The sequence below is a fragment of the Microbacterium sp. LWO13-1.2 genome (genome assembly GCF_038397725.1).
Lineage (GTDB): Bacteria > Actinomycetota > Actinomycetes > Actinomycetales > Microbacteriaceae > Microbacterium.
The window spans coordinates 1,191,005-1,213,052 of record NZ_CP151634.1 but is presented as its reverse complement, the minus strand read 5'-3'; the positions used below and the strand labels follow the sequence as shown (position 1 = coordinate 1,213,052).

The window sequence follows — 22,048 nt, the reverse complement described above, 5'->3', positions numbered from 1 at the left end:
GTTCCGCTCGGGGCGGCCGGCGGCGGCGCCCGCTGTCGATCCCCGGGAACGCCGAAGGCCGTCCCCGACGGATCGGAGACGGCCTTCGAAGAGGAGCAGTCTTACTTGACGGCAGCCTTGAGCTTGGAACCAGCGGTCACCTTGACGCGCTTGCCGGCCGGGATCTTGATCTCGGCGCCGGTCTGCGGGTTGCGGCCCGTACGAGCGGCGGTGTCGACCTGCTCGAAGGAGATCCAGCCCGGGATCGAGACCTTGCTGCCCTTGGCAACAGCGTCGGAGACAGTGCCGAAGAGCGCGTCGAGGACACCCGAGACGGTGGCCTGGCTCTGGCCGGTGGCGGAAGCGATGCTCGCGACGAGCTCGGTCTTGGTGATGGACTTGTCAGCCATGTCATCCTCCAGCGACGAGGTTCCCGTCGCATCGTTGTTGGTGTCGGAGCGGGTGCTCCTGGTCGAGTGACCGCCTTGAATGTATCAACGACAACCCACATTTCCGCGTCATTTCGCGGGTTTTGGCCAATTCCGTGGCGTGTCGCGCCACATTCGTCACTCTGGCAACAGATTTCGGGACCGATCGGGAGCCTGGCGGGGTGCGTGGGCAGGCTTCGCGCGGCAGACGGGAGGTCCTCTGCGGGCGATCGAATCCTCAGAGCGTGTGGTTCTCGATCAGTGATCGGGCGGTGCGCTCGAACGCGGTCGTCGCTTCCTCGCCGTCGAGGTAGCCGCCGACGAGGGCGGCGTCACGGAGCAGGACGAGGGATGCCGCGACCGCGGCCGCGTCGTCGAGACCGGCCAGAGCCGCGGCCTCCGTCAGCGTCGCGCGAAACCACTCTCGATGCTCGGTGATGAGCTGCCGGACGGCACCCGTCGCGTCGGGGAACTCTGCGGCCGCGTTGATGAACGGGCACCCACGCGTGTGACGCTGACGGATATCCGCGACGATGCCGTCGATCACGGCATCCATCAGGTGCCCCGGTTCCGTGATCGTGGCGCTCGCCGCGGCGAACATCCCGCGCAGCAGCTCGTCCTCACTGCGCAGGTACGCGAGGACGAGGTTCTCCTTGCCGCCGAACTGCTTGTACAGAGTCGCCCTGGTGACACCCGCTTCTTCGATCACTCTGTCCACGCCGACGGAGTGAATGCCCTCGGCGTAGAAGAGACGCGTGGCGGCATCGATCAGCCGTGTGCGGGCAGGGCTCGGTGGTTTCTGAATGCTGGTGCTCATGATGGTCCTCCCTCATCGTGGCATCCGTTTCCCGGATCTTCACGATTTCGGGAATAGGTTGCGGTAGATAGAACGTTCGGTCTACTATCAGCGTAACGCAATCCCGACACCCGGGATCCGAAAAAGGAGAAGAACCATGAGCAGCACCGAGAAGACCCCCATCGTCCTCATCCATGGCCTGTGGATGACCCCGGCCAGCTGGAACACCTGGGCCGAGCGCTTCCGCGCACAGGGCCACGAGGTCATCGTCCCGGGGTGGCCTGGGATCGACGACCGGTCGGTCGCAGACATCCGCCGCAACCCGGAGGCCCTCAAGGGCATCGGACTGAAACAGATCGCCGACAACTACGAGCGCATCATCCGCGCCCTCCCGGTGAAGCCGATCATCATGGGGCACTCGTTCGGCGGCGTGCTCACCCAGATGCTCGCCGATCGAGGACTCGGCGCCGCCTACGTCGGCGTCGCACCGGGACAGACCGCCGGCATCACGACGCTCCCGCTCTCGACCCTGTGGACCGGCACGCCGATCCTGTCGAACCCGTTCGGCATCAATGGAGCGAAGCCGCTGTCGAAGCGGCACTTCCACTTCACCTTCGGCAACGACCTCTCCCGCGCAGCATCCGATGCCCTGTGGGAGGAGTACGCCGTGAACTCCTACAACCGCGTGTTCTTCGAGGGCGTCAGCTCGGTGCTCGACGAGAAGGGCGGCGTCACGCACGTCGACTACGCGCGCAAGGACCGCGCACCCCTGCTCGTGATCACCGGCGAGATCGACCATGTCGTGCCGCCGGCGATCGGTCGCGCGATCGTGAAGAAGTACCGCTCCTCGGGGAGCCCGGCGACCGTCGACTACAAGGAGTACGCCGGCCGCACTCACCGGCTCGTCAGCCAGGACGGCTGGGAGGAGATCGCGGACTACGCCCTGAACTGGGCGGTGTCGCACGCCGGCGTGACCGTGGCCTGATGCGGACACGCAAAAGGGGCGAGGATCCGAAGATCCTCGCCCCTTTCAGAAAGCGATGCTTACCAGCTCGACTTGGTCACGCCGGGCAGCTCGCCACGGTGCGCCATGTCACGGAAGCGGACACGCGAGATGCCGAACTTCGTGAGGACACCGCGGGGGCGGCCGTCGATGACGTCGCGCGAACGGACGCGAGCCGGCGACGCGTTGCGCGGCAGCTTCTGCAGTCCGACACGAGCGGCCTCGCGGGCCTCATCGGTCGCGTTCGGGTCGACGAGGGTCTTCTTCAGCTCGGCGCGACGCTCTGCGTAACGCTCGACGATGACCTTGCGCTGCTCGTTACGAGCGATCTTGCTCTTCTTCGCCATGATTAACGCTCCTCGCGGAATTCGACGTGCCGACGGATGACCGGGTCGTACTTCTTCAGAACCAGGCGGTCGGGGGTGTTGCGACGGTTCTTCTTGGTCACGTAGGTGTAACCGGTGCCTGCAGTCGAACGCATCTTGATGATCGGACGAACGTCCTGAGCCTTCTTGGCCATTAGAGCTTCACACCCTTCGCCTGGAGGTCCTTGACGACGTTCTCGATGCCGCGCACGTCGATCACCTTGATGCCCTTGGCGGACACGTTCAGCGTGACCTTACGGCCGAGCGACGCGACGAAATAGGTCTTCTTCTGCACGTTCGGGTCGAAGCGACGCTTCGTCCGGCGGTGCGAGTGCGAGATGTTGTGTCCGAAGCCGGGAACAGCTCCGGTCACCTGGCACACTGCTGCCATGATGTGACTCCTTCATTACCGTGAGACCGGACGGCCTCACCCAAGATCCCTTGTCTGCGCGCCGCCCTTGCGGGCCGGCACACGAACTGCGCACAGGAGTGTGCGCAGACAAAGAGTCAGTTTAGCACGGATGCCGCGCTCGGTGATCCGGCTGCCCCGTCGCCGACCTTTCAAAGAGCGCAAAGGGCTGCATCCGAGCCGGTTATCGAGCCGTTTGCGCTCTGTGAACCGAGAGGAGGGGCCTTAAACCGGGCGGGGCCGATCAGGCGAGAGACCTGGCCGCTTCGGCGGCGCCGCGTCCCCAACGGAACGGCGATACCGTCGGGTCGTCGGCGATCCAGAACCGCCATGGGAAAGCGGCGGTTCCGGCGACACCGGCGACGCCGACCCGCGGACCCGAACTCCACTCCACGGGCTGCCCCGGCATCCAAAGCTCGGCCCGAGCCCCGTGCAGCTCGATGCCCGAGATCGCGTCGATGCCGTCGTGCAACGGATGCCGGAGCCCCACCGCTTGCCCGAGTCGGCCGGGGCCGCGCGCGAGGTCACGCAAGGCCGTGCGGCTCAGCGGCGTGGCGATGCCGCGGCGCGAAGCCGCGGCATCCGCCCCGAACACGACCTCGCCCGCGCGCAGCAGCACACCGCCCGCCTGCCCTTCCGACCCGCACACGACATTGACGCAGGAGTGGATGCCGTGGCTGAGATACACGTACAGATGACCGGGCTCGCCCCACATGGTCGCGTTGCGTGCGGTGCGCCCCATCCGCGCGTGCGATCCCGGATCCGGTTCGGTGCCCGTTCCGTGCCCGTGGTAGGCCTCGACCTCGGTGATGCGCAGGTACATCTCCACGTGCTCATCCCCCGTCGTCACGACGGTGCGCAACTGCCCACCGAGCAGTCGCGGCGCGACCTCGAGCGGGAGGCCGCTCAGTTCGGCGCGGGTGGCGCGCCGGAGCGCACCTGCGCCCATCAGAACCGCGGAGCCGTCTGGCACCAGGAGGCGTCGAACCCGGTGAGTGCGACGAGTTCCTTGCCGGAGGCGAGGTCGATGAGGTGGGTCTCCAGGGTCCGCGGAAGCGGCAGCAGCATGTCGTCGTAGGGATTGTCGACGAGTTCCGGCGCGATCACGACCGCCGCGTACTGACCGCTCGGTGAGGCGCATGCCTGCAGGATCGAGTCCGTGGATCCGACTTCGACGAGCGGCTCGGCCGCACCCTTGTCGTCGACGCGAATGATCGCCTGACCGGTGGGCATCCCGACGTCGTTCCTGGCGACGATGTGACGCAGTGTGCCACCCGGGAACGGCGTGATCGTCGTTGCGATGCCGTAGTCGGGATCGGATGCCTCGAGCGGCTCCTCCGACCCGTCGGCGAGGTTCAATTCGACGACGGCACCGTCGACGCGTTCCACGATCGCCGTGTAGGTGCCGCGCGAGATCCCCTGGATCGTCGCGGCGAGACCGAGCGACTGCACACCCGCATCGCTGGAGTGGTCGACGAGAGCGAGCGCTCCGTCGAAGTCGATGAACAGCACAGCCGCGCTGTCCGGCACGAACTGCCAGGAGAAGATGCTCGCCTCCTTGTCCCCGACCTCGACGACCTGCGGCTTGTCGTCGCTGTTCAGAGATTGCGTCACCAGCACGCTGGCGCGGCCGGAGGTGTCGCTGAGCTCACGATCGGAGTAGCTGTAGCCGACGAGGCCACCCCGCTCGGACACCTGGATCGCGCCGACGTACCCCTCGCCCGGAAGCGCCAGCTCGCGCTCGTTCTTGCCGTTGCGATCCATCACGAGCAGCCGGGAGAGATCGTCCTTGCCCTCGGCGACCGACACGACGAGCTGCGTCGACGTCGCCCGGAAGTCGTTGATGCGCTCATGCGAGAACACCGGCACGGCCTTCTCGCCGCTCAAGTCGGTGCGGAAGATCTTGTCCTTGCCGTCGGCGTCGCGGCGCAGCAGATAGATGCTGGATGCCGGCGTCTTGAAGCTCGTGGTCAGGTCGGCGCTCGGGCCGCCGCCGACACCGACCGCATCATTGACCGTCACGGTGTACTTCGTCGAGTCGTCCAGGGGAACCGTGAATCGGATGCCGACACCGCGGCCGGCGGCATCGACGGTGAAGGGCACGGCCGGTTCGACCGTGACCTGCGCGGGGTCGATGTCGGCGAGCGCCTGGTTCGCGGTGAGGATGATCCTGCTGCCGGAGGAGTCGATGGCTTCTGCCGGATCGACCTGGGTACTGGTCAGCCGTGGCCCCTGCACCAGGCTCGCGGCTCCCAGGCCGGCGCCGACGAGCACCAGGACGCCGACGACGGCGGCGAGCGCGACCAGGAACCGACGGTTCGGGCGCGCGGGGGATGCTTTCGCGGGGAGAGTGTCTTCCGGCGGAGCGCCCTCGGGTGGGATGCCCTCGGGTCGAGCATCGTCACTTTGTCGGCTCAGATCACGAATGTCGGTCGGAACCTCCGCGTTTCGGCCGACAACTGTGCGTTCAGCCGACAAAGTGGCCAGCACGGGGTCGGATGCCGGGACGAGGACCGGGGCGGGGTCGGATGCCGGGACCGGGTCGGATGCCGGGACGGGTTCCGGTGCCGCCGCGGGGACGGATGCCTGCGCCGGGTCGGGGTCGGATGCCGGGACGAGGACGGGGTCCGGGTCGGGGTCGGGGTCGGATGCCGGGGTCGGAGTGCTGGCTTGGGTCTCTGCCGCCGCAGCCGCCTCGGCGGCTTCCCGCGCCGCGCGCATCTCGGCGCGCGTTCGGGGGATGGCCGGCGTCTCCTCCGGACGCTCCTCGTCAGTACTCATACGGGTCACCCGGCTCGTCGATCTCGACCACCGATGTCGGCACGATACGCAGTGTGCCGTCGGCATCCGCCTTCACCGTCCCGGTGACCTCCACCCACTGCCCAGTCGCGTAGGTGCCGGCGTCGGCGCTGACCGACACCGCGGCCGGCTGCGCGTCGATGACGCAGTGCGTGATCACCATGCGGGTGAGCCGCACCTCGTCCGAGCGGGAGTCGGCCGGCGTCACGAATCCGGTGAGGGTGACGGATGACCCGTCGTACGCCTCGGGCCTGGTGGCTGTCGCGAACACGCTCGCCCAGTCCCCCACCCCGAAGGTGGTGGTGTCGGCGACGCCGAGCGTGACGTCATCCGCACCGGCGAACAGCGTGGTGTCCACCCTCGCACGAGACATCGCGAGGTCGACCGAGAGAGACGCGGGCGGCAGCACGAGGGCCGCAGCGACGACTCCGGTCGCCACGATGCCGGCCGAGACCGTGCCGACGCGGGCGAGGGTGCGACGCGGAGCACCGGCGGGAGCATCCGCGTCATGCCCGTGATCGTGCCCGTGATCTCCCTCGCTGCCGAGCGGGAGGGTGCACGACCAGATCGCCCCGGCGAGGGTGAGGACGGCAGCCGCGCACGCGAACCACACCGTCTCCGGACTGATGTACAGCGTCAGCCGACCGGAGATGCCGAGTCCGAGAGTGACCACCGCGATGACGGCCGCGAGCCCGACGCCGAGCCAACGGGAGCCGAGCGCCTGCGCGCGCGAGGGAGCGTGATCAGACAAAGACGTTCACCCCGATCCCGATCGCGAACGCCGCGAGCACGACCACGCCCACGATGCCGGCAAGAGTGCGGGTGGTGAAGGTGGTGCGCATGATCGCGAGCATCTTGATGTCGACGAGCGGGCCGACCAGCAGGAAGGCGATGATCGCTCCTGAGGAGAAGGTCGAGAGGAAGGACAGCGCGAAGAACGCATCGACGTTGGAGCAGATGGCAACCGTCATCGCCAGCACCATCATCGCCACGATCGACAGCACCGGGTTCGATCCGATCGCGATCAGCACGTCCTGCGGGATGAGCACCTGCACGGCTCCGGCGAGCGCCGATCCGATCACCAGCGCCGGCATCACCGCGCGCAGCTCGACGAGGAACTGCGTCAGGCTGCGCCGCACCGGTGTGCCGTGTTCGTGCGTCACGCGATCGCAGGTGTCGACGAAGCGTTCGGTCAGGAGCGCGTTCGGCGAGGGGTGCCGGCTGTAGAGCCAGCCGATGAGGTTGGCGATCAGGTAGCCGCCGACGAGACGGGCGACGAGGATGCCGCCGTCCCAGCCGAACGCGGCGTGCGTGGTGAGGATCACGATCGGGTTGACGATGGGAGCCGCGATCAGGAACGTCAGCGCCTCGGCGGGTGCGAGGCCGCGCATCATCAGGCCGCGAGCGAACGGCACGTTGCCGCATTCGCAGACCGGAATCAGCATCCCGAGCAGCGACAGCACCGCGCGCCGGGCCCACGCCCGCTTCGGCAGCCAGCGATGGATGACGTCGGCCGGAAGCCAGACCTGCACCACGATCGACAGGATGACCCCGAGGATCACGAACGGCAGCGCCTCGATGAGCACGCTGAGTGCGAGCGTCAGGCCGTCCTCGGCCCGCGTCGGCAGCGACGCGGTGAACAGCGTCGGCAGGAACCCGTCGATGAGGAAGAGCGCGGCGAGGATGCCGACGCCGATGCCCAGCCCGACCCACGCCGACCGCGGCGAGCGCGACGTCTGGTGTGCATGCCGTGACGGGGTGAGCACGCTCACGCGGTCGGCGCTCCCTCGGCGTCTCGCTTGTTCGCACACGGCGTGCAGAGGCCGAAGATGTCGACGACGTGCGCGGCTTCGGTGAAGCCGTGAAGCGCCGCTGTGCGATGCGCCCACTGCTCGACGTCTTTCGCCTCGATCTCCACGGTCAGCCCGCAGGATCGGCAGATGAGGTGGTGATGATGCTCCTGGGTCGAACAGGCACGATAGAGCGCCTCGCCCTCAGGGCTCTGCAGCGAGTCGGCATCGCCCGTGGCGGCGAGGCCGGCGAGTGCACGATAGACGGTTGCCAGGCCGATGCCGGTGTTCTCTCCGCGGAGGGTGGCGTGCAGGCTCTGCGCGCTCACGAATCCGCGCGCGTCGCCGAGTGCTTCGCGCACTCGTTCACGCTGCCAGGTATTGCGCTGAGCCATACCGAGAGTCTAAGCGGCGTGGCTTGCCCGCGGCTGGGAGGGCGATCACGGCCATCTAGTCGCGCAACCGCGCCGCGCGCGCGTGGAGGTACTCGCGTTCCGGGATCGACAGCGTCAGCTGCGCGGCGGCGAGGTACGCCTCCACGGCTTCGCCGTCTCGACCCGCCCGCTCGAGGAGGTGACCCCGTACCGCAGCGATCCGCCGATGGTCGGCGAGGACACCGCTCTGCGCGAGCTCGTCGACGACCGCGAGCCCTGCGGCCGGACCGTGCACCATGGCCTCAGCGACCGCCCGGTTGATCGTCGCGATCGGGTTCTGGGTGGACTGCTCGAGCATGCGGTACAGCGCGAGGATCTGCAGCCAGTCCGTCGACTCGGCGTTCTCAGCAGCGTCGTGCAGCGCCGCTATCGCCGCCTGAATCGCATAGGGGCCGGGCGCGCCCCTACCCAGCGCCTGGTCGAGGATGGCGGTGCCCTCGTCGATCGCAGCACGGTCCCACATCGAGCGATCCTGTTCGTCGAGGGGGATGAGCTCGCCTCGCGCGCCGGTGCGCGCCGCCCGACGAGCGTCCGTGAGCATCATCAGCGCCAGCAGACCGGCCACCTCGACATCGTCGGGGCGATCCTCATGCAGCTCGCGACCGAGGTGGATGGCTTCGTCGCTCAATCTGACGTCATGCACATTCGCACCGGCGCTGGACGTGTGTCCTTCGGTGAACATCACGTAGATGACGGCGAGCACCGATTCCTGTCGGTCCACGCCATCCGTCGGGCCGGGAAAGACGCCGCCCTCCGCACGGATGCGCGCCTTCGCGCGGCTGACGCGCTGCGCCACGGTCGCCTCGGGGAGAAGAAAGGCCCGTGCGATCTGCGCGGTCGTCAGCCCTGCCACCGCACGCAGTGCAAGCGACACCTGTGACGAGCGCGTGAGGGCAGGATGGCAGCACAACCGCAGCAGCCGCACGCCGTCATCCCTCGAGGGGGCGGGGGCATCGGCGAGCGGATGCCACACGTCGAAGTAGCTGCGCTCCCGCTCCCGACGCTGGTGATCGCTGCGGATGCGGTCGATCATCCGCCTGTGCGCCACGGTCAGCAACCACGCGTGCGCGTCCGTCGGTGCACCATCGCGTGGCCATTGACGATGTGCTGCAAGAAGCGCCTCCTGCAACGCGTCCTCGCAGAGGTCGAACTGGCCGGTGCCGTATCGGCGCAGCAGCGCTACGAGAACCTGCGGCGCCGTGCGACGCCACAGGTCCTCGTAGCCCGGTTCGCTCAGATGTCCGCCCCTGCGGAGAACATGACCGGGCGAACTTCCAGCGCCAGCCCGTCGATTCCGGCATCCGGGATCTGCGTGGCGAGCTCGATGGCCCGTTCCTCGGAATCCACATCGATCAGGTAGTACCCGCCCATGAACTCCTTGGTCTCCGCGAACGGGCCATCGACGACCTCTGTTCTGCCGCCGACGCTGCGCACCAGCTTCGTCTGAGCCGGTCCGCCGAGCGCGTGCGTGCTGAGCATCTCACCGGTCTCGGTCGCGTTGGCGATGAACGCCTGGTGCCCGGCGCCGATGGCCTGCTGCTGCTCGGCCGTCAACGCGTTCAGGACGTCCGGGCTCACGTGCATGAGAATCATGTACTTCATGGTTCGTTCTCCTTCTATGACACGAGGCGGCCAAACGCCTGCCTCGCTGTGTGGTCGGAGCCGTTGCCGGTTCCTCGACACTAATCCCGAACAGTTCGATGGAGCGAGGCTCCATGCCCGGGTCACGTGCACCGGATCATTACGGTGGATGCCGGCTGAATGGGTCACCTCCTCTCCACGCCGGTATGGTTGCCGCATCGAGACGAAGGAGCCTCATGACCGGCTGGCGACTGCGCGAGTTCCACAACGATGACCTGGGCGGCATCCTGCACCTGTGGGAGGAGCTCAAGCGCGCCGGCAGCGAACCGGTCTACGACCTCAGCGAGGTGGTGGCCTCGTGCCAGAAGGATCACGCGATCGTCGCGGTGCACGGCGATGACATCGTCGGCGCCATCGTCGGTCGGGCAGCCCATGACCAGGGCTGGATCGTGTTCTTCGCCATCGACGACGACTGGCGTGGTCGCGGAATCGGATCGGCGCTCCTGGCCGCGCTGGAGAAGAGCATGGCGCAGCACGGTCTCACCAAGCTGTCGGCCCTGATGCCGGAGGTGGAGACGCGCCTCGCCGCGTTCGACGCCCAGGGCTTCGAACTCAAGCAGCACCTGCGGTACTTCGAGCGGCGCATCCCGGTGCAGCGGCAGGAGCTCTCCTCCCTCGCCGAACTCGGTGGGCGCCTGATGCCGCGCGACCTGTGGGGGTCGGTTTCGGGGATGCGCCGGGAGAAGGAGATTCTCGAACAGCGGCTGGTGCTGCCGCTCGCAGAGCCCGACCTGGCCGAGAGCTTCGGCGTCGTTCCGCCCCGTGCGGTGGTGCTGTTCGGTCCCCCAGGCACCGGTAAGACGACGTTCGCGAAGGCGATCGCCTCGCGCCTGGAGTGGTCGTTCGTCGAGGTCTTCCCCTCGCGACTCGCCGCCGATCCGAAGGGACTGGCCGGCGCTCTGCGGGAGACGTTCAACAAGATCTCCGAGCTCGAGCACGCGGTGGTCTTCATCGACGAGGTCGAGGAGATCGCCGCACAGCGGTCGGGCGAGCCGCCGTCGCCGCTGCAGGGCGTGACGAACGAGCTGCTGAAGACCATCCCGGCGTTCCGCGAGCAGCCAGGGCGCCTGCTCGTGTGCGCGACGAACTTCATCCGCGCGCTCGACAGCGCCTTCCTCCGGCATGGCCGCTTCGACTACGTGATCCCGATCGGGCTTCCAGATGAGGCAGCGCGGCGATCGATCTGGCGCCGGTACATCCCCGAGCTGGTCGTGGATGCCGTGGACATCGACCTTCTCGTCGCGCGCACGGCCGGGTTCTCCCCCGCCGACATCGAGTTCGCGGCGCGCAGCGCCTCGCAGCGTGCGTTCGAGGCGGCGGTCGGCGCCGGGGATGCGGCATCCGATACGACCGGACCGGGTACCGACGACTACCTGCAGGCGGTCGCAGGAACCCGCACGACCGTGTCGGCAGAGACCGCCGCCGAGTTCCTGGAAGACATCGAGGCGCTCGCGCGGGTGTAACCGGATTCAGGAACGCGGCGCGCGACGCACGCGCGCCCTGGCCCGCTGCACCAGCCAGCACAGGGCGTAGATCAGGAACGACAGGGTCGTGATGTACGGACTCACCGGCAGTGTGCCGGCGAGCGCGAGCAGGATGCCGCCGACGGCTGAGACGAAACCGAACAGCGCGGCGAGCAGCGGCACCGCGACAGGGCCGGCGCTGACGCGCATCGCTGCGGCCGCAGGGGTCACCAGCAGCGCCATCACCAGCAGCGCGCCGATGATGTGCACGCTGACCGCGACGATGAGACCGAGCAGCACCATGAACACGAGACTCACGACCCTGGTCGGCACGCCGCGCGCCGCCGCCGACTCAGGGTCGAGCGAGTCGAAGCGCAGCGGGTTCCACATCAGCAGCAGTCCGAGCAGCACGACGATGCTGATGCCGAGCAGCCAGCCGAGGTCAGGACTGGACACCGAGACGATCTGCCCGGTGAGCAGGCTGAACCGGTTCGCGCTTCGGCCCTCGTAGAGCGACAGGAACAGGATGCCGAGGCCGAGGCCGAACGGCATCAGCACGCCGACGATCGAGTTGCGGTCCCTGGCCTTCGCGCCGAGGATCCCGATCAGGATCGCCGCGATGAGCGCACCGCCCAACGAGCCGGCGACCACGCTCCCGCCGAACAGCAGCGCGGCGGCGGCGCCGGCGAACGAGAGCTCGCTCACCCCGTGCACAGCGAAGGCGAGGTCACGCTGCATGACGAAGACGCCGATGAGCCCGCCGACGATGCCGAGCACGGCGCCGGCGAGGATCGAGTTGGCGAGCAGCGCGACGAGCGCGCCGTAGTCCTGGAACGAGAACACGTCCGACCAGTCAACGAGGAGCCTCATGCGATCTCCCCGTGGTCGTGGTGCGGCTCGGCATCCGGCACTCCGACCACGACCAGGCGGTCGCCGGCACGGAGCACGAAGACGGGGGTTCCGTAGAGGTCGGTGAGGACGCGGCTCTGCAGGACTTCGTCGGGGGTGCCGAGGACGAAGCGGCCGCCGGCGATGTAGAGGATGCGGTCGACGCGGCCGAGGATCGGATTGATGTCGTGGGTCACGAACAGCACAGCGGCACCGCGATCACGACGCTCCCGGTCGATGATGTCGGTGATGCCGCGCTGGTTGGCCAGGTCGAGGTTCGACAGCGGCTCGTCGCACAGCAGCAGGCTCGGCGCATCGGCCAGGGCCTGGCCGACCCTGAGACGCTGCTGCTCACCTCCGGAGAGCAGTCCCACCGGTCGTTCGGCGTAGTGCGCCGCACCGACGCCGTCGAGCAGGGCGTCGACGCGCGCTCGATCACCGCGCCGCGGAATCGGGAATCCGAATCGGGTGCCCTGCACGCCGAGAGCGACCACATCGCGCGCACGCATGCTGGTGTCGGGGGCCATCGGTCGCTGCTGAGGGATGTACCCGATGCGCGGATTCCCCCGATGCACCTTCTCGCCGCCGACGAGGATGTTCCCGGCCGACAATGGCTGCAGGCCCAGGATGCTGCGCAGCAGCGTGGTCTTGCCGGAGCCGGACGGACCGAGCACGGCGATGAACTCCCCGGGCTCGACGGTCAGGTCGAGGCCTGCCCAGAGCTCATGGTTGCTGCGATGAAGGGCTGCCCCGGTGATCTCGAGGATGGGTCCTGGTGCGTGGGCGCGCGCGTCAGCGCCGCCGCTCACGAGTGGAGTGCGTCGGCGAGGTTCTGGATCGCGTCGCGCATCCACTCAGAGTACGACGATCCGTCCTCGAGAAGTTCACTGAAGGCGACAACCGGGATGCCGGCCGCTTCGGCCGCATCCTCGACGCGCTCCGTCTCGGATCCGCCGGTCTGCGCGTTGGTGAGCAGCACCTTCGCCTGTCCGTTCTCGATCACCGCGAGCGCCTCGAGCAGTGTGGCCGGTGCGACATCGGCGCCTTCTTCGACGGCCTCGGCGAACCCTTCCGGGGTGACGTCGGTGAGGCCGGCCGCGGCGGCGATGTACCCGGGAAGCGGTTCGGTGATGAAGACGGGTGCACCCGCGGCTTCGGTCTTGAGCGTGTCAAGGTCGGTCTCGAAACCCTCGAGGTCGGCGACGATCTCGGCGGCCGCTGCCGTGAAGTCGGCTTCGCCCTCGGGGTCGAGCGCGGTCAGCTCGTCAGCGATGGCCTCGACGACGTGGACCATCGTGTGCGGGTCGAACCAGACGTGCTCGTTGAACCCTTCGATGTGATCGTGCCCCTCGTGGTCGTGCCCTTCTTCGGCGTGGGCGTCGCCTTCCGCTTCGTCCGCGTGATCGTGCTCGGCCTCGGCTTCGTGTCCCTCGTTGCCGGGGAAGTCGTGCGAGAACTCGACGGCCGTGACCACTTCGGGGTCGGCGCCCTCGAGGAGTTCGTCGATGAACGAGTCGTAGCCGCCGCCGTTCTCGATCACCAGTTCAGCCTTCTGCAGGGTCAGCCGATCGCGGGCGCTCGACTCGTAGGAGTGCGGGTCCTGCGCAGCCGACGTGATGATCGACGTGACCTCGACCCGGTCGCCGCCGATCTGCGCGGCGAGCGAGCCGTAGACGTTCGTGCTCGCAACGACCTGGATCTTGCCGTCATCCGCTCCGCCCGCGGCCGGTGCAGCTGAGCATCCGGCGAGCGCGAGAGCTGCGACCGAGACGAGGGAGAGGGCGAGAGCAGGCTTCTTCATGCTCCCACTCTAAACGCTAATGAGAACCATTATCAAACGCGCGTTGTTGCCCTGCTCCCCCGCCCCCAGAAATATGCGGCTCAGCCGACGAGTCCCGCCGGGGCGATCCAGACCGTCGTCTCGCCGGGAACCGAGCGTCCGTCGACGGTGCCGCTCGAGAGCACGATGCCCTCGGCATCCGCACCGATCTCGAACGGCTCGGTGCCGAAGTTCGCCACGATCTGCCAGCCGTTGGGGCGCTCGAACCGCAGCACGTCATCGCGGCCAGTGGGGACCCACTCCAGGCGCTCGTCCGTCTGCAGGCGATGCCGCAGGCGCAGGGCCTCACGGTAGAGCGACAGCGTCGAAGCCGGGTCCGCCGCCTCGTCATCCACCGCGTACTCCGCGAACCAGGCGGGCTGCGGCAGGTGCGCATCGCCGGATCCGAATCCGAACGACGACCCGGTCGCCGTCCACGGCAGCGGCACACGGCATCCATCCCTGCCGAGCCCGTCGAATTCGCCGCCGCGGAAGAAGGCAGGGTCCTGTCGCTCCTGCGGTGCGATCTCGGCGACCTCGTGCAGTCCGAGTTCCTCGCCCTGGTAGAGATAGGTGCTGCCGGGCAGGCCGAGCAGGAGCAGCGTCGCCGCACACGCCCGGCGCCGCCCCCGTTCGCGGTCGAGCCGGTCTTCGGGCCCGCCCGCCGCGACCCATTCCGTGCCCTGCTTGACCGGGCGCCCGTTCAGCGCCGGCAGCCCGTAGCGGGTGGCGTGCCTGGTGACGTCGTGGTTCGAGAGCACCCAGGTCGTCGATGATCCGCTCATCTGCGACTGCGCCAGATTCTCGGCGATGATCGAGTGGAACTGCCCGGCGTCGAAGTCCGCGACCAGCAGATCGAAGTTGAACGCCTGGCCGAGACCCTCTGCCGAGGCGTACTTCGCGCGGCGCTCGGGCGTGGAGACCCAGGCCTCGGCGACCGCGGTGCGGGGCGGGTCGTACTCGTTGAACACCCGCCGCCACTCGGCGTAGATCTCGTGCACGTCGTCCCGGTCGATCAGCGGATGCTTGCCGTCCTGCGGGATGAGCTCGAGCTCGGCGCGCGACGGCAGCGGCTCAGCGAGATCCTTCGTCAGCATGTGCGCGACGTCGATGCGGAACCCGTCGACGCCGCGGTCCGACCAGAAGCGCAGGGTCGTCAGGAAGTCCTCGCGGACCTCCGGGTTGTCCCAGTTCAGATCCGGCTGCTCGGTGGCGAAGTTGTGGAAGTACCACTGGCCGTCTTCGACGCGCTCCCATGCGGGCCCGCCGAACACCGACACCCAGTCGGTCGGCGGCAGTTCGCCGTTCTCGCCACTGCCCTCGCGGAAGATGTAACGGTCGCGCGCGGCGGACCCGCGCCCGGCGGCGAGCGCCTCCTGGAACCACTCGTGCAGGTCCGAGGTGTGGTTGGGGACGATGTCGACCACGACGCGGATGCCGCGGGCGTGGAGAGCGGCGACCATCGCGTCGAAGTCCTCCAGCGTCCCGAGACGCGGATCGACGTCGCGGTAGTCGGCGACGTCATATCCGCCGTCGGCGAGCGCCGACGGATAGAACGGGCTCAGCCACACGGCGTCGATGCCGAGGTCGTCGAGATAGTCGACACGGGAGACGATGCCGGGGATGTCCCCGAGCCCGTCACCGTTCGCATCGGCGAAGCTCCGCGGGTAGATCTGATAGACGGCGGCCTGTCGCCACCAGGTGGCGGGATCGGCCTTGCGGGTCTCGACGAGTAGCGCGTCGGTCATGAGTGGTACTGCTCCTTCTTGTGGGGGTTTCGAGTGTGCCTTGTTCTCGCCGGACCGGCTCAGCCCTTGACAGCGCCCTGAGTGACGCCTTCCATGACCCAGCGCTGCGTGAACAGGTAGGCCACGATGGCAGGCGCCATCGCCATCAGGTACGAGGCGAAGGACACGTGATAGTTGTTGCTGAACTGCGTCTGGAAGAGGTTCTGTCGCACGGGGAGCGTCTGCAACGCAGGGTCGGAGATGATCAGCGACGGCATCATGAAGTCGTTCCAGGCGTACAGGAAGGCGAAGATCCCGACGGTGGCGCTCATCGGAGCGAGCAGCGGGAAGATCAGCTTCCAGAAGGTCTGCCAGGTCGTCGCGCCGTCGATGCGCGCGCTCTCCTCGAGCTCGAGCGGTATCGACCGCAGGAACGCGGTGAACAGCAGGACGCTGAAGCTCATCTGGAACATCGTCGCGAGGATGATGACGCCGAAGGGGTTGTCCAGCCCCACCTGTCCGGTGAGCTGGATCTGCGGCAGCGCGACCACGGGGAACGGGATGAACATCGCGGCCAGCAGGTAGAAGAACGAGTACCGGAAGAGCTTCCGATCCCAATTGCGCACGATGGCGTAGGAGGCGAACGCCGCCAGCACGATCGTGGCGAAGACGGTGCCGGCGGTGACCAGCAGCGAGATTCCGGCACCCACCGGGAACTTCGTGAGGGTCCAGGCCTGAACGAAGCCCTCGATGCTGAAGGGCGCCGGGAACGAGAAGGCGTTGCCGTCGACAGCCTGCGCCTGCGTCTTGAACGCCATCGAGAGCGTGACGTACAGCGGCAGCAGCACGGTGACGGCGCACAGGATCAGGATGATCGTTCCCGACCAGTTCACCCGTTCCATCTTGATGCGAGGTTTGCGGCCGGAGGCGGTGACGGTGGTGAGCGTCTGCGTCGACATCAGAGTGCGTTCCTTCCGCGTGTCAGCGAGAGCTGGAAGAGGGAGATGATGATCGCGACGATGAAGAAGATCGTCGCATTCGCCATCTGGTAGGCGTAGTCGCCGCCGTTGAAGCCGGCGATCACTGTCATCGAGATACTTCTCGTCGCGGTGCCCGGCCCGCCGTTGGTGAGGCCGACGATGATGTCGTAGGCCCCGAGGAAGCCCTTGAATCCGAGGATGACGTTGATCACGACGTAGCCGGCCACCAGCGGCAGCGTGATGCGGGTGAGCTGCTGGAGCTTGTTGGCGCCGTCAATGTCGGCGGCCTCGTACACCTCGCCCGGCACCGAAAGCAGCCCTGCGATGTAGATCAGGAGCGTGCCAGGGACGGCCTGCCATGCGGTCACGATCACGATCGCGACCCAGGCCAGATCGGGGTTCGCCAGCATGCTCGTCTCGAGCCACGGGATGCCGGTCGCGGCCCCCGCTGCGGGGAGGGAGTTGGAGAACAGGAAGTTGAAGACGTAGGCGATGATGATGCCCGAGATCACCATCGGGATCACGAAGATCGTCCGCAGCCCCGTCTTGAAACGGATGCGGGAGGTCAGCCCGACCGCGAGCAGGAATGCCACCACGTTGACGGCGAGCACCGTCGCGATCGAGAACCCGAACGTGAACAGGTAGCTCTGCAGGATGGCGGGGTCGCTGAAAAGCGCGATGTAGTTGGTCAGCCCGTTGAAGCTCCAGTCCCCGATGCCGATGGAGTCGGTGAAGCTGAAGAAGATGCCCATCACCGCCGGCACGGTGATCGCCAGGGTGAACAGCACCAGTGTCGGCACCAGGAACAGGTAGTAGATCGGCTCGACGCGCTTCGTAGGGCGGCGCAACCGGCGCGCGCCGCCGGTGACGATGGTCGTTGTCGTGGTCATTTCGCGGACTCCTCTGTCTCGCTCGACACGGCGGGGGCGCGGAAGGCGACACGCGCCCAGTCCGCGTCCATGGTGCGCAGGGTGGCGGCGGGGTCGGCGCCGAGTACGATCGCCTGCACGTAGTTGAAGACCGGGATCGTCTTCGGCACGAGCACCGAGGGGCCTTGATACACCTGGGCGTCGTCGTAGTACTCGATCATCCCCTCGATCCGCGGATCGTCGGGGGCAGCGGCATCCTTCGTGGGCGTGAACCCGAGCTGGGACGCGTTGTACGCCTCGATGTTCTCGGGCTCGTAGAGGAACTCCAGGAAGTCTCGGGCGGCATCCTGATGACGCGAGCCCTCCGGGATCATCGCGGCGAGGTCCATGTTGACGCGCACCGCGAGGTCGGACGGGTCGTCCGTCATCGGCAGGGGGAAGGTGCCGAGCTCAAGGTCCGGCGCGGTCTTCGCGATCTCGCTGAACGCCCACGGCCCCTGCAGGTACATGGCGGCCTCGCCCTTCGAGAAGGCGAGGTTGCCGTCGCCGTAGCCGCGGCTCGACGCATCCTCGTTGACATAGTTCTCCGTGAGCTGGAGCATCCTGTCGATCGGCTCGGCGAAGTCGTTCTGGAACGAGACGGCCGAATCCGGGCCGACGTCGGCGCCCTCCGCGGCCAGCTGCTCGAAGAAGTCGATGACGTCGATCGAACCGCCCAGCGCGTAGTCGTACCAGCCCTGGCCGGCCGTCCAGTCGTCCTTGAATGTCGCGTAGAACGGCGTGATGCCGGCGGCCTTCAGCTGCTCGCACACGGCGATCAGCTCGTCCCAGGTCTGCGGGACCTCGAGGCCGTTGGCCGCGAAGATGTCCTTGTTGTAGATGACGGATGCCGCCATCACCGAGTACGGCAGGGCGCTGGTGCGCCCCTCGCAGAACCCGTACTGGTCCAGCAGCGGCTGCAGGTCCTCGCGGGTGCTGGCTGCGGCTTCGGTGCCGGCGAGATCGGACAGCGTGCAGCGCTGCACGAAGCGCGCGATCTCCATGTTGTAGTTGGCCAGCATGATGTCGGGCGGGTTGCCCCGCACGAAGCTCGCCGAGACGACATCCACGCCGGAGGTGTCGATCTCGACGCGGACCTCGTCCTGCGCGGAGTTGTACTCGGCGACGAGTTCAGTCATGAACTCGATCGCCTCTCGCTTGCTGAACGTGAAGCGGATGGTTTCGCGATCCGATCCGGCCGCGCAGGCGGTGAGCGATGCGGCGAGCAGCCCGAGGGCGGTCGCGCCGGCGGCGAGCCGGATCGAGCGTGTGCGTTTCAGAGACACCGTTGTCCTTTCATGCGTAGATTCATGGATTAAATCTAGTGAGCAAATCTACTGATGAAGGGTACTCTCTCATCTGAGGGAGAGGGAGGTCAAGAGCTGTGGCAGATGTTTCCGCAGACCTCGGCACCGGGCGCGCGAGCGTCGGCGCTGTTCTCGACTTCGCCTGGACCGCGGGAGAATTCACCGCCACAGAGGCGATGGCGAGCACTGCGCTGACCCGATCGACGGCGATCGATGCCATCGACACGCTCGTCGGCGCCGAGGTGCTTCAAGAGCTGCCCAATGCGCGAGCCGCCGGCAGCTACCGTTCTGGTCGTCCCGCGCGGCGCTTCGCGCTCTCGCCCGACATCGGCATCGTGATCGGCGTGGACGCCGGCGACACCCACCTCGCGGTGACGATCGCCGATCCGCTGGATCGCACCCTCGTGCACCACCGCACCGATCTGGATCCCTCTCAGTCGGCGGCCGAGCGACTCCGGACGATCATCGGGCAGTTGCAGCTCGCTCTCGATGAGGCCGATCGCTCGCGAGGAGACATCCTCGCGATGTGCATCGGCGTCGCCGCGCCCGTCGACCGCGACGGCGTCTCACCGCCGCATCCGGACGGCTTCTGGGAGCGCACCAACCCCGGCCTCGCCGAGGCCCTGCGCGACTGGGCACCCGTCGTGGAGATCAAGAACGACGCACAGCTCGCAGCGATAGCGGAGGGCTCGGCCGGAGCCGCGATCGGATGCCGCGACTACGTGGCACTTCTCTCCAGCGAACGCTTCGGCGGGGGTGTCGTGGTCGACGGCCACGTGCTGCACGGCGCTCATGGCGGAGTCGGCGAGGGCGTCGTCTTCGACCACATCATCGGCGTCGGCTCGGCGTTCGGGCTCCGCTATGCGCTGCAGGATCAAGTGCGCGCCGGCGTCGAGAGCGGCGAGATCGATCGCGGCGGCGCGATAGGCCGGCTCACCGACGCTCGCCGTATCGACCCGCGCGCGGTTCTCACCGCAGCCGCGGCGGGCGATCCGGATGCCCTTCTCGTCAGCTCCCGGGTCGGCGAGACCCTGGCACGCGTGGTCGGCGTGCTCGGAAGCATGTACGACCCGGCGCGCGTGATCGTCTGCGGCGCCGTCGCCGAGAGCGTCGAACCCGTTCTCGCCGCCGCTCGCCGGATCCTCCCGGAGCAGCTGCACCTTCCGGCCCCCGAACTGCTCGCCTCGACGCTCGGCGGCGAGGTGGTGTCGCTCGGCGCCGTCGCCACTGCTCGCCGCGCGGCGCGGGAACAGGCCGTGCCGCTGCTCGCCGAACGGCGACTGAGCGCGCGGGCGTAGGCCGCGGCATCCGCCTCGGCGTCCCGGGCTCAGGAGATATCCCCTGCTCAGGAGGATTCGGCGCGGATTCTCCTGCCTGCCCACGGGATTTCTCCTGCCGCCGTGCCGGCCGAGATCAGTTATTGGCCGTTACTTATCCTGATCCGGGTCTGGCATAAGTGATCCAGGTAAGCACTAGCTTCTCGGAATAGAACACGTCTGGCGGGATCGTCAAACTATGTGATCCGGTGCGGCATGCTCCCACACGGTGGGGCTCTGGTCCATGTTCGGTCTCGCCGCTTGAGACCCGGAGCCTAGGGCGTGACTACAACAACAACGGCTGGTGGGTCAGCTGGAATCGGCGTCGCCCACGCGGTTACGTGCGCAGTAGCGAGCGGGATGAGTCCGATGAGGGCGATGACGAACGCATCCCTGAACACGGTGACAACGGCTCGACGTGTACGCGAAGTCTCGTGAGTGGCGGCAATGTACTGCCGAAGCTCTTCGCGTTCGCTGTGCTTCTTTGCGCTGTACGCCCACGCGTCCACCTGACCGAGCCTCTTGGAAGCGACCGCGACGCCCGCGAACACGAGCACGGCAAAGACTTCGATGGCGAGGCCCACGGACCACAGGATGAGCGGAATCGGCGATTCGGTCGCAGACGCCCACAGGCGCTCGAATCCGCTGGCGCTTAGCCCGGCGGCGGCGATGATGGCGGTCAGAGCGAACTCAGCGCGTCGGCGCACCGCTTCGATTCCCTCGGACTCGCGCGCAAGCCCCTCCCGGTACAGGGAGGTGATGCCCGGCACGTTCTTGCGGCGCGTTTCGTCGACCCACTCGGTCTTGAGCACCTTCTCGTCCGGGAGCCAAACCTCGCGGCCAAACCAGAGACCGCCGATGGTGCTCAACACCATGCGTGTTTCGACGAACTTTTCCGCCTTCTCTTCGACGACCTTGTCGGGCTCCTTCACTTGACCATGATCCGATCTGCGAGCGCCCCCGCGACGCCTAGACCGATGGCATCAGGGAGAAATAGCCATTGCCCCGATGGGTTGACGTCGAGGAGGACGGTGCGCCCCTCGGGCGTCTGTACCCAATCCTGACTCGAGTAGCCGAGCGCGAGTTCGTCTGCAATGGCTGTCGCGCCCGTCGCCACACATGGGATCGCGTCTGGAGCCTCGACGAAGGCAACGTGGTTTGCAACAGTCCGGCGCCAATCTGCAGGGTCTGCGGAGGACGTCGTTAGTGCAGCCACCCATACCTGGTCGCCGACCGTCACCACCCTCAAGTGGCGCTGGGCATCCACGAGTTCCTGCACAATGAATGGCGCTTCGCGGAGGTTGCTGAGGCGCGGATCGCCAGGCGCCATCTTCTCCGCGTAGACGGTTTTGACCTCCCCGCCCTGGAGGAATTGCCCAGAACCGAGCGGCTTAACGATCACGTCGTCATGAAACTCGGCTTGAACGTCCTCGGCCGAGCTCGTAACGAGTGTCCGTGGGTAGTCGATGCCGAGGCGGCGTGCTGCCTTCCACTGCTCGAGTTTCCCTTCAGCCCTCCGCAGGGTCTGTGGCGAGGTGACCCAGCTGATGCCCTCGCCATCGAGCATCCACGTAAACGCAGAATGCCAGGTGCCGAGTTCTAGCGCTTCAACCGAACCTGTCTCGATCCCGAGTCCCCAAGGAGCCCGGTGCATTCGGCGCAGCCATCCCCCTCGCCGTTCGGCGAGATCAAGGGACTCGCCGTCTATTCTCAGCACCATCCGATCATCTGAGATACTGAGCCCGGCAGTCATCACAGACTCGAGATCCAGGATCACTGGTCGCGCTCCTCGAGCGGTGAGCGCGACGCGAACGGCCTGAACGTGCGGGTCGTCGAGGTCACCGACAATGAGCGGTCGGTGCACGGCTGCCTGGGTCATGAACGAAACGTGAGCAGACTTGAGACGAACTCGTCCCTGTCGTTAGTCTCGAGGGAAGACTCCGTGAGGGTCGACGACGAGGTTCGGACGTCCAACGGGTGCAGCACGCCGGGTGAA

The 22,048-nt window shown here is 67.3% G+C and carries 24 protein-coding genes; 3 read left to right on the top strand and 21 right to left on the bottom strand.

From position 1 onward, the window contains the following. Window positions 1-101 precede the first annotated feature (101 nt). Both MRBLWO13_RS05790 and MRBLWO13_RS05785 read right to left on the bottom strand, forming a co-directional pair. Entirely contained in the window at window positions 102-389 is a 288-nt protein-coding gene (locus MRBLWO13_RS05790) for an HU family DNA-binding protein (RefSeq protein ID WP_033105720.1), read from the bottom strand. Window positions 390-645: 256 nt separating this feature from the next. Further along, complete coding sequence (locus tag MRBLWO13_RS05785) at window positions 646-1,224, bottom strand: helix-turn-helix domain-containing protein (RefSeq protein WP_341976893.1); 579 nt, start codon at window positions 1,222-1,224, stop codon at window positions 646-648. Window positions 1,225-1,360: 136 nt separating this feature from the next. Between MRBLWO13_RS05785 and MRBLWO13_RS05780 the strand changes: the two genes are divergently transcribed. After that, window positions 1,361-2,188, top strand: a complete 828-nt coding sequence (locus MRBLWO13_RS05780) for an alpha/beta hydrolase (RefSeq protein ID WP_341976890.1) — start codon at window positions 1,361-1,363, stop codon at window positions 2,186-2,188. A gap of 59 nt (window positions 2,189-2,247) precedes the next feature. Here MRBLWO13_RS05780 and rpsN read toward each other — a convergent pair whose 3' ends face one another. From rpsN to MRBLWO13_RS05730, 10 genes are all read right to left on the bottom strand, one after another. After that, on the bottom strand, window positions 2,248-2,553 hold the full coding sequence (gene rpsN, locus MRBLWO13_RS05775; protein WP_017829734.1) for a 30S ribosomal protein S14: 306 nt from the start codon (window positions 2,551-2,553) through the stop codon (window positions 2,248-2,250). Between the two features lie 2 nt (window positions 2,554-2,555). Then, the gene (gene rpmG / locus MRBLWO13_RS05770) at window positions 2,556-2,726 is read right to left on the bottom strand and encodes a 50S ribosomal protein L33 (RefSeq protein WP_102193483.1); all 171 of its coding nucleotides are present in this window, start codon (window positions 2,724-2,726) and stop codon (window positions 2,556-2,558) included. Beyond that, on the bottom strand, window positions 2,726-2,962 hold the full coding sequence (rpmB, locus tag MRBLWO13_RS05765) for a 50S ribosomal protein L28 (RefSeq protein ID WP_341976884.1): 237 nt from the start codon (window positions 2,960-2,962) through the stop codon (window positions 2,726-2,728). The genes rpmG and rpmB overlap by 1 nt, the downstream gene beginning before the upstream one ends. Before the next feature lie 262 nt (window positions 2,963-3,224). Next, window positions 3,225-3,929: a DNA-3-methyladenine glycosylase gene (locus MRBLWO13_RS05760; RefSeq protein ID WP_341978295.1), complete on the bottom strand. Its 705-nt coding sequence runs from the start codon at window positions 3,927-3,929 to the stop codon at window positions 3,225-3,227. Further along, the gene (locus tag MRBLWO13_RS05755; RefSeq protein WP_341976883.1) at window positions 3,929-5,761 is read right to left on the bottom strand and encodes a hypothetical protein; all 1,833 of its coding nucleotides are present in this window, start codon (window positions 5,759-5,761) and stop codon (window positions 3,929-3,931) included. Before MRBLWO13_RS05755 ends, MRBLWO13_RS05760 begins: the two co-directional genes overlap by 1 nt. Further along, window positions 5,751-6,530, bottom strand: a complete 780-nt coding sequence (locus MRBLWO13_RS05750) for a TIGR03943 family protein (RefSeq protein ID WP_341976881.1) — start codon at window positions 6,528-6,530, stop codon at window positions 5,751-5,753. Before MRBLWO13_RS05750 ends, MRBLWO13_RS05755 begins: the two co-directional genes overlap by 11 nt. Then, entirely contained in the window at window positions 6,523-7,545 is a 1,023-nt protein-coding gene (locus MRBLWO13_RS05745; RefSeq protein ID WP_341978293.1) for a permease, read from the bottom strand. The genes MRBLWO13_RS05750 and MRBLWO13_RS05745 overlap by 8 nt, the downstream gene beginning before the upstream one ends. A 2-nt stretch (window positions 7,546-7,547) precedes the next feature. Beyond that, the gene (locus MRBLWO13_RS05740; RefSeq protein WP_341976879.1) at window positions 7,548-7,964 is read right to left on the bottom strand and encodes a transcriptional repressor; all 417 of its coding nucleotides are present in this window, start codon (window positions 7,962-7,964) and stop codon (window positions 7,548-7,550) included. Window positions 7,965-8,019: 55 nt separating this feature from the next. Beyond that, window positions 8,020-9,216, bottom strand: coding sequence for a DUF6596 domain-containing protein (locus MRBLWO13_RS05735; RefSeq protein ID WP_341978291.1), 1,197 nt, complete (start codon window positions 9,214-9,216; stop codon window positions 8,020-8,022). A gap of 20 nt (window positions 9,217-9,236) precedes the next feature. Then, window positions 9,237-9,605: a YciI family protein gene (locus tag MRBLWO13_RS05730; RefSeq protein ID WP_341976878.1), complete on the bottom strand. Its 369-nt coding sequence runs from the start codon at window positions 9,603-9,605 to the stop codon at window positions 9,237-9,239. Between the two features lie 215 nt (window positions 9,606-9,820). On the opposite strand from MRBLWO13_RS05730, the gene MRBLWO13_RS05725 reads away from it, so the two are divergent. After that, complete coding sequence (locus tag MRBLWO13_RS05725) at window positions 9,821-11,107, top strand: GNAT family N-acetyltransferase (protein ID WP_341976876.1); 1,287 nt, start codon at window positions 9,821-9,823, stop codon at window positions 11,105-11,107. 6 nt (window positions 11,108-11,113) lie between these two features. On the opposite strand, the gene MRBLWO13_RS05720 is transcribed toward MRBLWO13_RS05725, so the two are convergent. From MRBLWO13_RS05720 to MRBLWO13_RS05690, 7 genes are all read right to left on the bottom strand, one after another. Next, window positions 11,114-11,977 carry a metal ABC transporter permease gene (locus MRBLWO13_RS05720; RefSeq protein ID WP_341976874.1) on the bottom strand — a complete coding sequence of 288 codons (864 nt, stop codon included), beginning with the start codon at window positions 11,975-11,977 and terminating at the stop codon, window positions 11,114-11,116. After that, window positions 11,974-12,804, bottom strand: coding sequence for an ATP-binding cassette domain-containing protein (locus MRBLWO13_RS05715; protein ID WP_341976872.1), 831 nt, complete (start codon window positions 12,802-12,804; stop codon window positions 11,974-11,976). Before MRBLWO13_RS05715 ends, MRBLWO13_RS05720 begins: the two co-directional genes overlap by 4 nt. Beyond that, on the bottom strand, window positions 12,801-13,796 hold the full coding sequence (locus MRBLWO13_RS05710; RefSeq protein WP_341976870.1) for a zinc ABC transporter substrate-binding protein: 996 nt from the start codon (window positions 13,794-13,796) through the stop codon (window positions 12,801-12,803). Before MRBLWO13_RS05710 ends, MRBLWO13_RS05715 begins: the two co-directional genes overlap by 4 nt. An 80-nt stretch (window positions 13,797-13,876) precedes the next feature. Continuing rightward, window positions 13,877-15,562, bottom strand: coding sequence for a glycoside hydrolase family 13 protein (locus MRBLWO13_RS05705; protein WP_341976869.1), 1,686 nt, complete (start codon window positions 15,560-15,562; stop codon window positions 13,877-13,879). 59 nt (window positions 15,563-15,621) lie between these two features. Continuing rightward, a complete protein-coding gene (locus tag MRBLWO13_RS05700) occupies window positions 15,622-16,500 on the bottom strand; it encodes a carbohydrate ABC transporter permease (RefSeq protein ID WP_341976867.1) in 879 nt (292 codons plus the stop codon). Continuing rightward, window positions 16,500-17,411 carry a sugar ABC transporter permease gene (locus MRBLWO13_RS05695; protein WP_341976865.1) on the bottom strand — a complete coding sequence of 304 codons (912 nt, stop codon included), beginning with the start codon at window positions 17,409-17,411 and terminating at the stop codon, window positions 16,500-16,502. Before MRBLWO13_RS05695 ends, MRBLWO13_RS05700 begins: the two co-directional genes overlap by 1 nt. After that, a complete protein-coding gene (locus MRBLWO13_RS05690) occupies window positions 17,408-18,658 on the bottom strand; it encodes an extracellular solute-binding protein (protein ID WP_341978290.1) in 1,251 nt (416 codons plus the stop codon). The genes MRBLWO13_RS05695 and MRBLWO13_RS05690 overlap by 4 nt, the downstream gene beginning before the upstream one ends. 155 nt (window positions 18,659-18,813) lie before the next feature. On the opposite strand from MRBLWO13_RS05690, the gene MRBLWO13_RS05685 reads away from it, so the two are divergent. Then, window positions 18,814-20,034: an ROK family protein gene (locus tag MRBLWO13_RS05685; RefSeq protein WP_341976863.1), complete on the top strand. Its 1,221-nt coding sequence runs from the start codon at window positions 18,814-18,816 to the stop codon at window positions 20,032-20,034. A gap of 293 nt (window positions 20,035-20,327) precedes the next feature. Here the strand turns inward: MRBLWO13_RS05685 and MRBLWO13_RS05680 are convergent, their stop codons facing one another. Continuing rightward, window positions 20,328-20,984 (bottom strand): hypothetical protein, encoded by a 657-nt coding sequence (locus MRBLWO13_RS05680; RefSeq protein WP_341976861.1) that lies wholly within the window; start codon window positions 20,982-20,984, stop codon window positions 20,328-20,330. Next, window positions 20,981-21,931, bottom strand: coding sequence for a hypothetical protein (locus tag MRBLWO13_RS05675; protein WP_341976859.1), 951 nt, complete (start codon window positions 21,929-21,931; stop codon window positions 20,981-20,983). The genes MRBLWO13_RS05680 and MRBLWO13_RS05675 overlap by 4 nt, the downstream gene beginning before the upstream one ends. Window positions 21,932-22,048: the final 117 nt, after the last annotated feature.

What these genes read in the sequence shown, in the direction of transcription:
- MRBLWO13_RS05790 (WP_033105720.1), bottom strand. Translation starts at nt 389, where the DNA reads ATGGCTGACAAGTCCATCACCAAGACCGAGCTCGTCGCGAGCATCGCT.
- MRBLWO13_RS05785 (WP_341976893.1), bottom strand. Translation starts at nt 1,224, where the DNA reads ATGAGCACCAGCATTCAGAAACCACCGAGCCCTGCCCGCACACGGCTG.
- MRBLWO13_RS05780 (WP_341976890.1), top strand. Translation starts at nt 1,361, where the DNA reads ATGAGCAGCACCGAGAAGACCCCCATCGTCCTCATCCATGGCCTGTGG.
- rpsN (WP_017829734.1), bottom strand. Translation starts at nt 2,553, where the DNA reads ATGGCGAAGAAGAGCAAGATCGCTCGTAACGAGCAGCGCAAGGTCATC.
- rpmG (WP_102193483.1), bottom strand. Translation starts at nt 2,726, where the DNA reads ATGGCCAAGAAGGCTCAGGACGTTCGTCCGATCATCAAGATGCGTTCG.
- rpmB (WP_341976884.1), bottom strand. Translation starts at nt 2,962, where the DNA reads ATGGCAGCAGTGTGCCAGGTGACCGGAGCTGTTCCCGGCTTCGGACAC.
- MRBLWO13_RS05760 (WP_341978295.1), bottom strand. Translation starts at nt 3,929, where the DNA reads ATGGGCGCAGGTGCGCTCCGGCGCGCCACCCGCGCCGAACTGAGCGGC.
- MRBLWO13_RS05755 (WP_341976883.1), bottom strand. Translation starts at nt 5,761, where the DNA reads ATGAGTACTGACGAGGAGCGTCCGGAGGAGACGCCGGCCATCCCCCGA.
- MRBLWO13_RS05740 (WP_341976879.1), bottom strand. Translation starts at nt 7,964, where the DNA reads ATGGCTCAGCGCAATACCTGGCAGCGTGAACGAGTGCGCGAAGCACTC.
- MRBLWO13_RS05730 (WP_341976878.1), bottom strand. Translation starts at nt 9,605, where the DNA reads ATGAAGTACATGATTCTCATGCACGTGAGCCCGGACGTCCTGAACGCG.
- MRBLWO13_RS05725 (WP_341976876.1), top strand. Translation starts at nt 9,821, where the DNA reads ATGACCGGCTGGCGACTGCGCGAGTTCCACAACGATGACCTGGGCGGC.
- MRBLWO13_RS05720 (WP_341976874.1), bottom strand. Translation starts at nt 11,977, where the DNA reads ATGAGGCTCCTCGTTGACTGGTCGGACGTGTTCTCGTTCCAGGACTAC.
- MRBLWO13_RS05710 (WP_341976870.1), bottom strand. Translation starts at nt 13,796, where the DNA reads ATGAAGAAGCCTGCTCTCGCCCTCTCCCTCGTCTCGGTCGCAGCTCTC.
- MRBLWO13_RS05705 (WP_341976869.1), bottom strand. Translation starts at nt 15,562, where the DNA reads ATGACCGACGCGCTACTCGTCGAGACCCGCAAGGCCGATCCCGCCACC.
- MRBLWO13_RS05700 (WP_341976867.1), bottom strand. Translation starts at nt 16,500, where the DNA reads ATGTCGACGCAGACGCTCACCACCGTCACCGCCTCCGGCCGCAAACCT.
- MRBLWO13_RS05695 (WP_341976865.1), bottom strand. Translation starts at nt 17,411, where the DNA reads ATGACCACGACAACGACCATCGTCACCGGCGGCGCGCGCCGGTTGCGC.
- MRBLWO13_RS05675 (WP_341976859.1), bottom strand. Translation starts at nt 21,931, where the DNA reads ATGACCCAGGCAGCCGTGCACCGACCGCTCATTGTCGGTGACCTCGAC.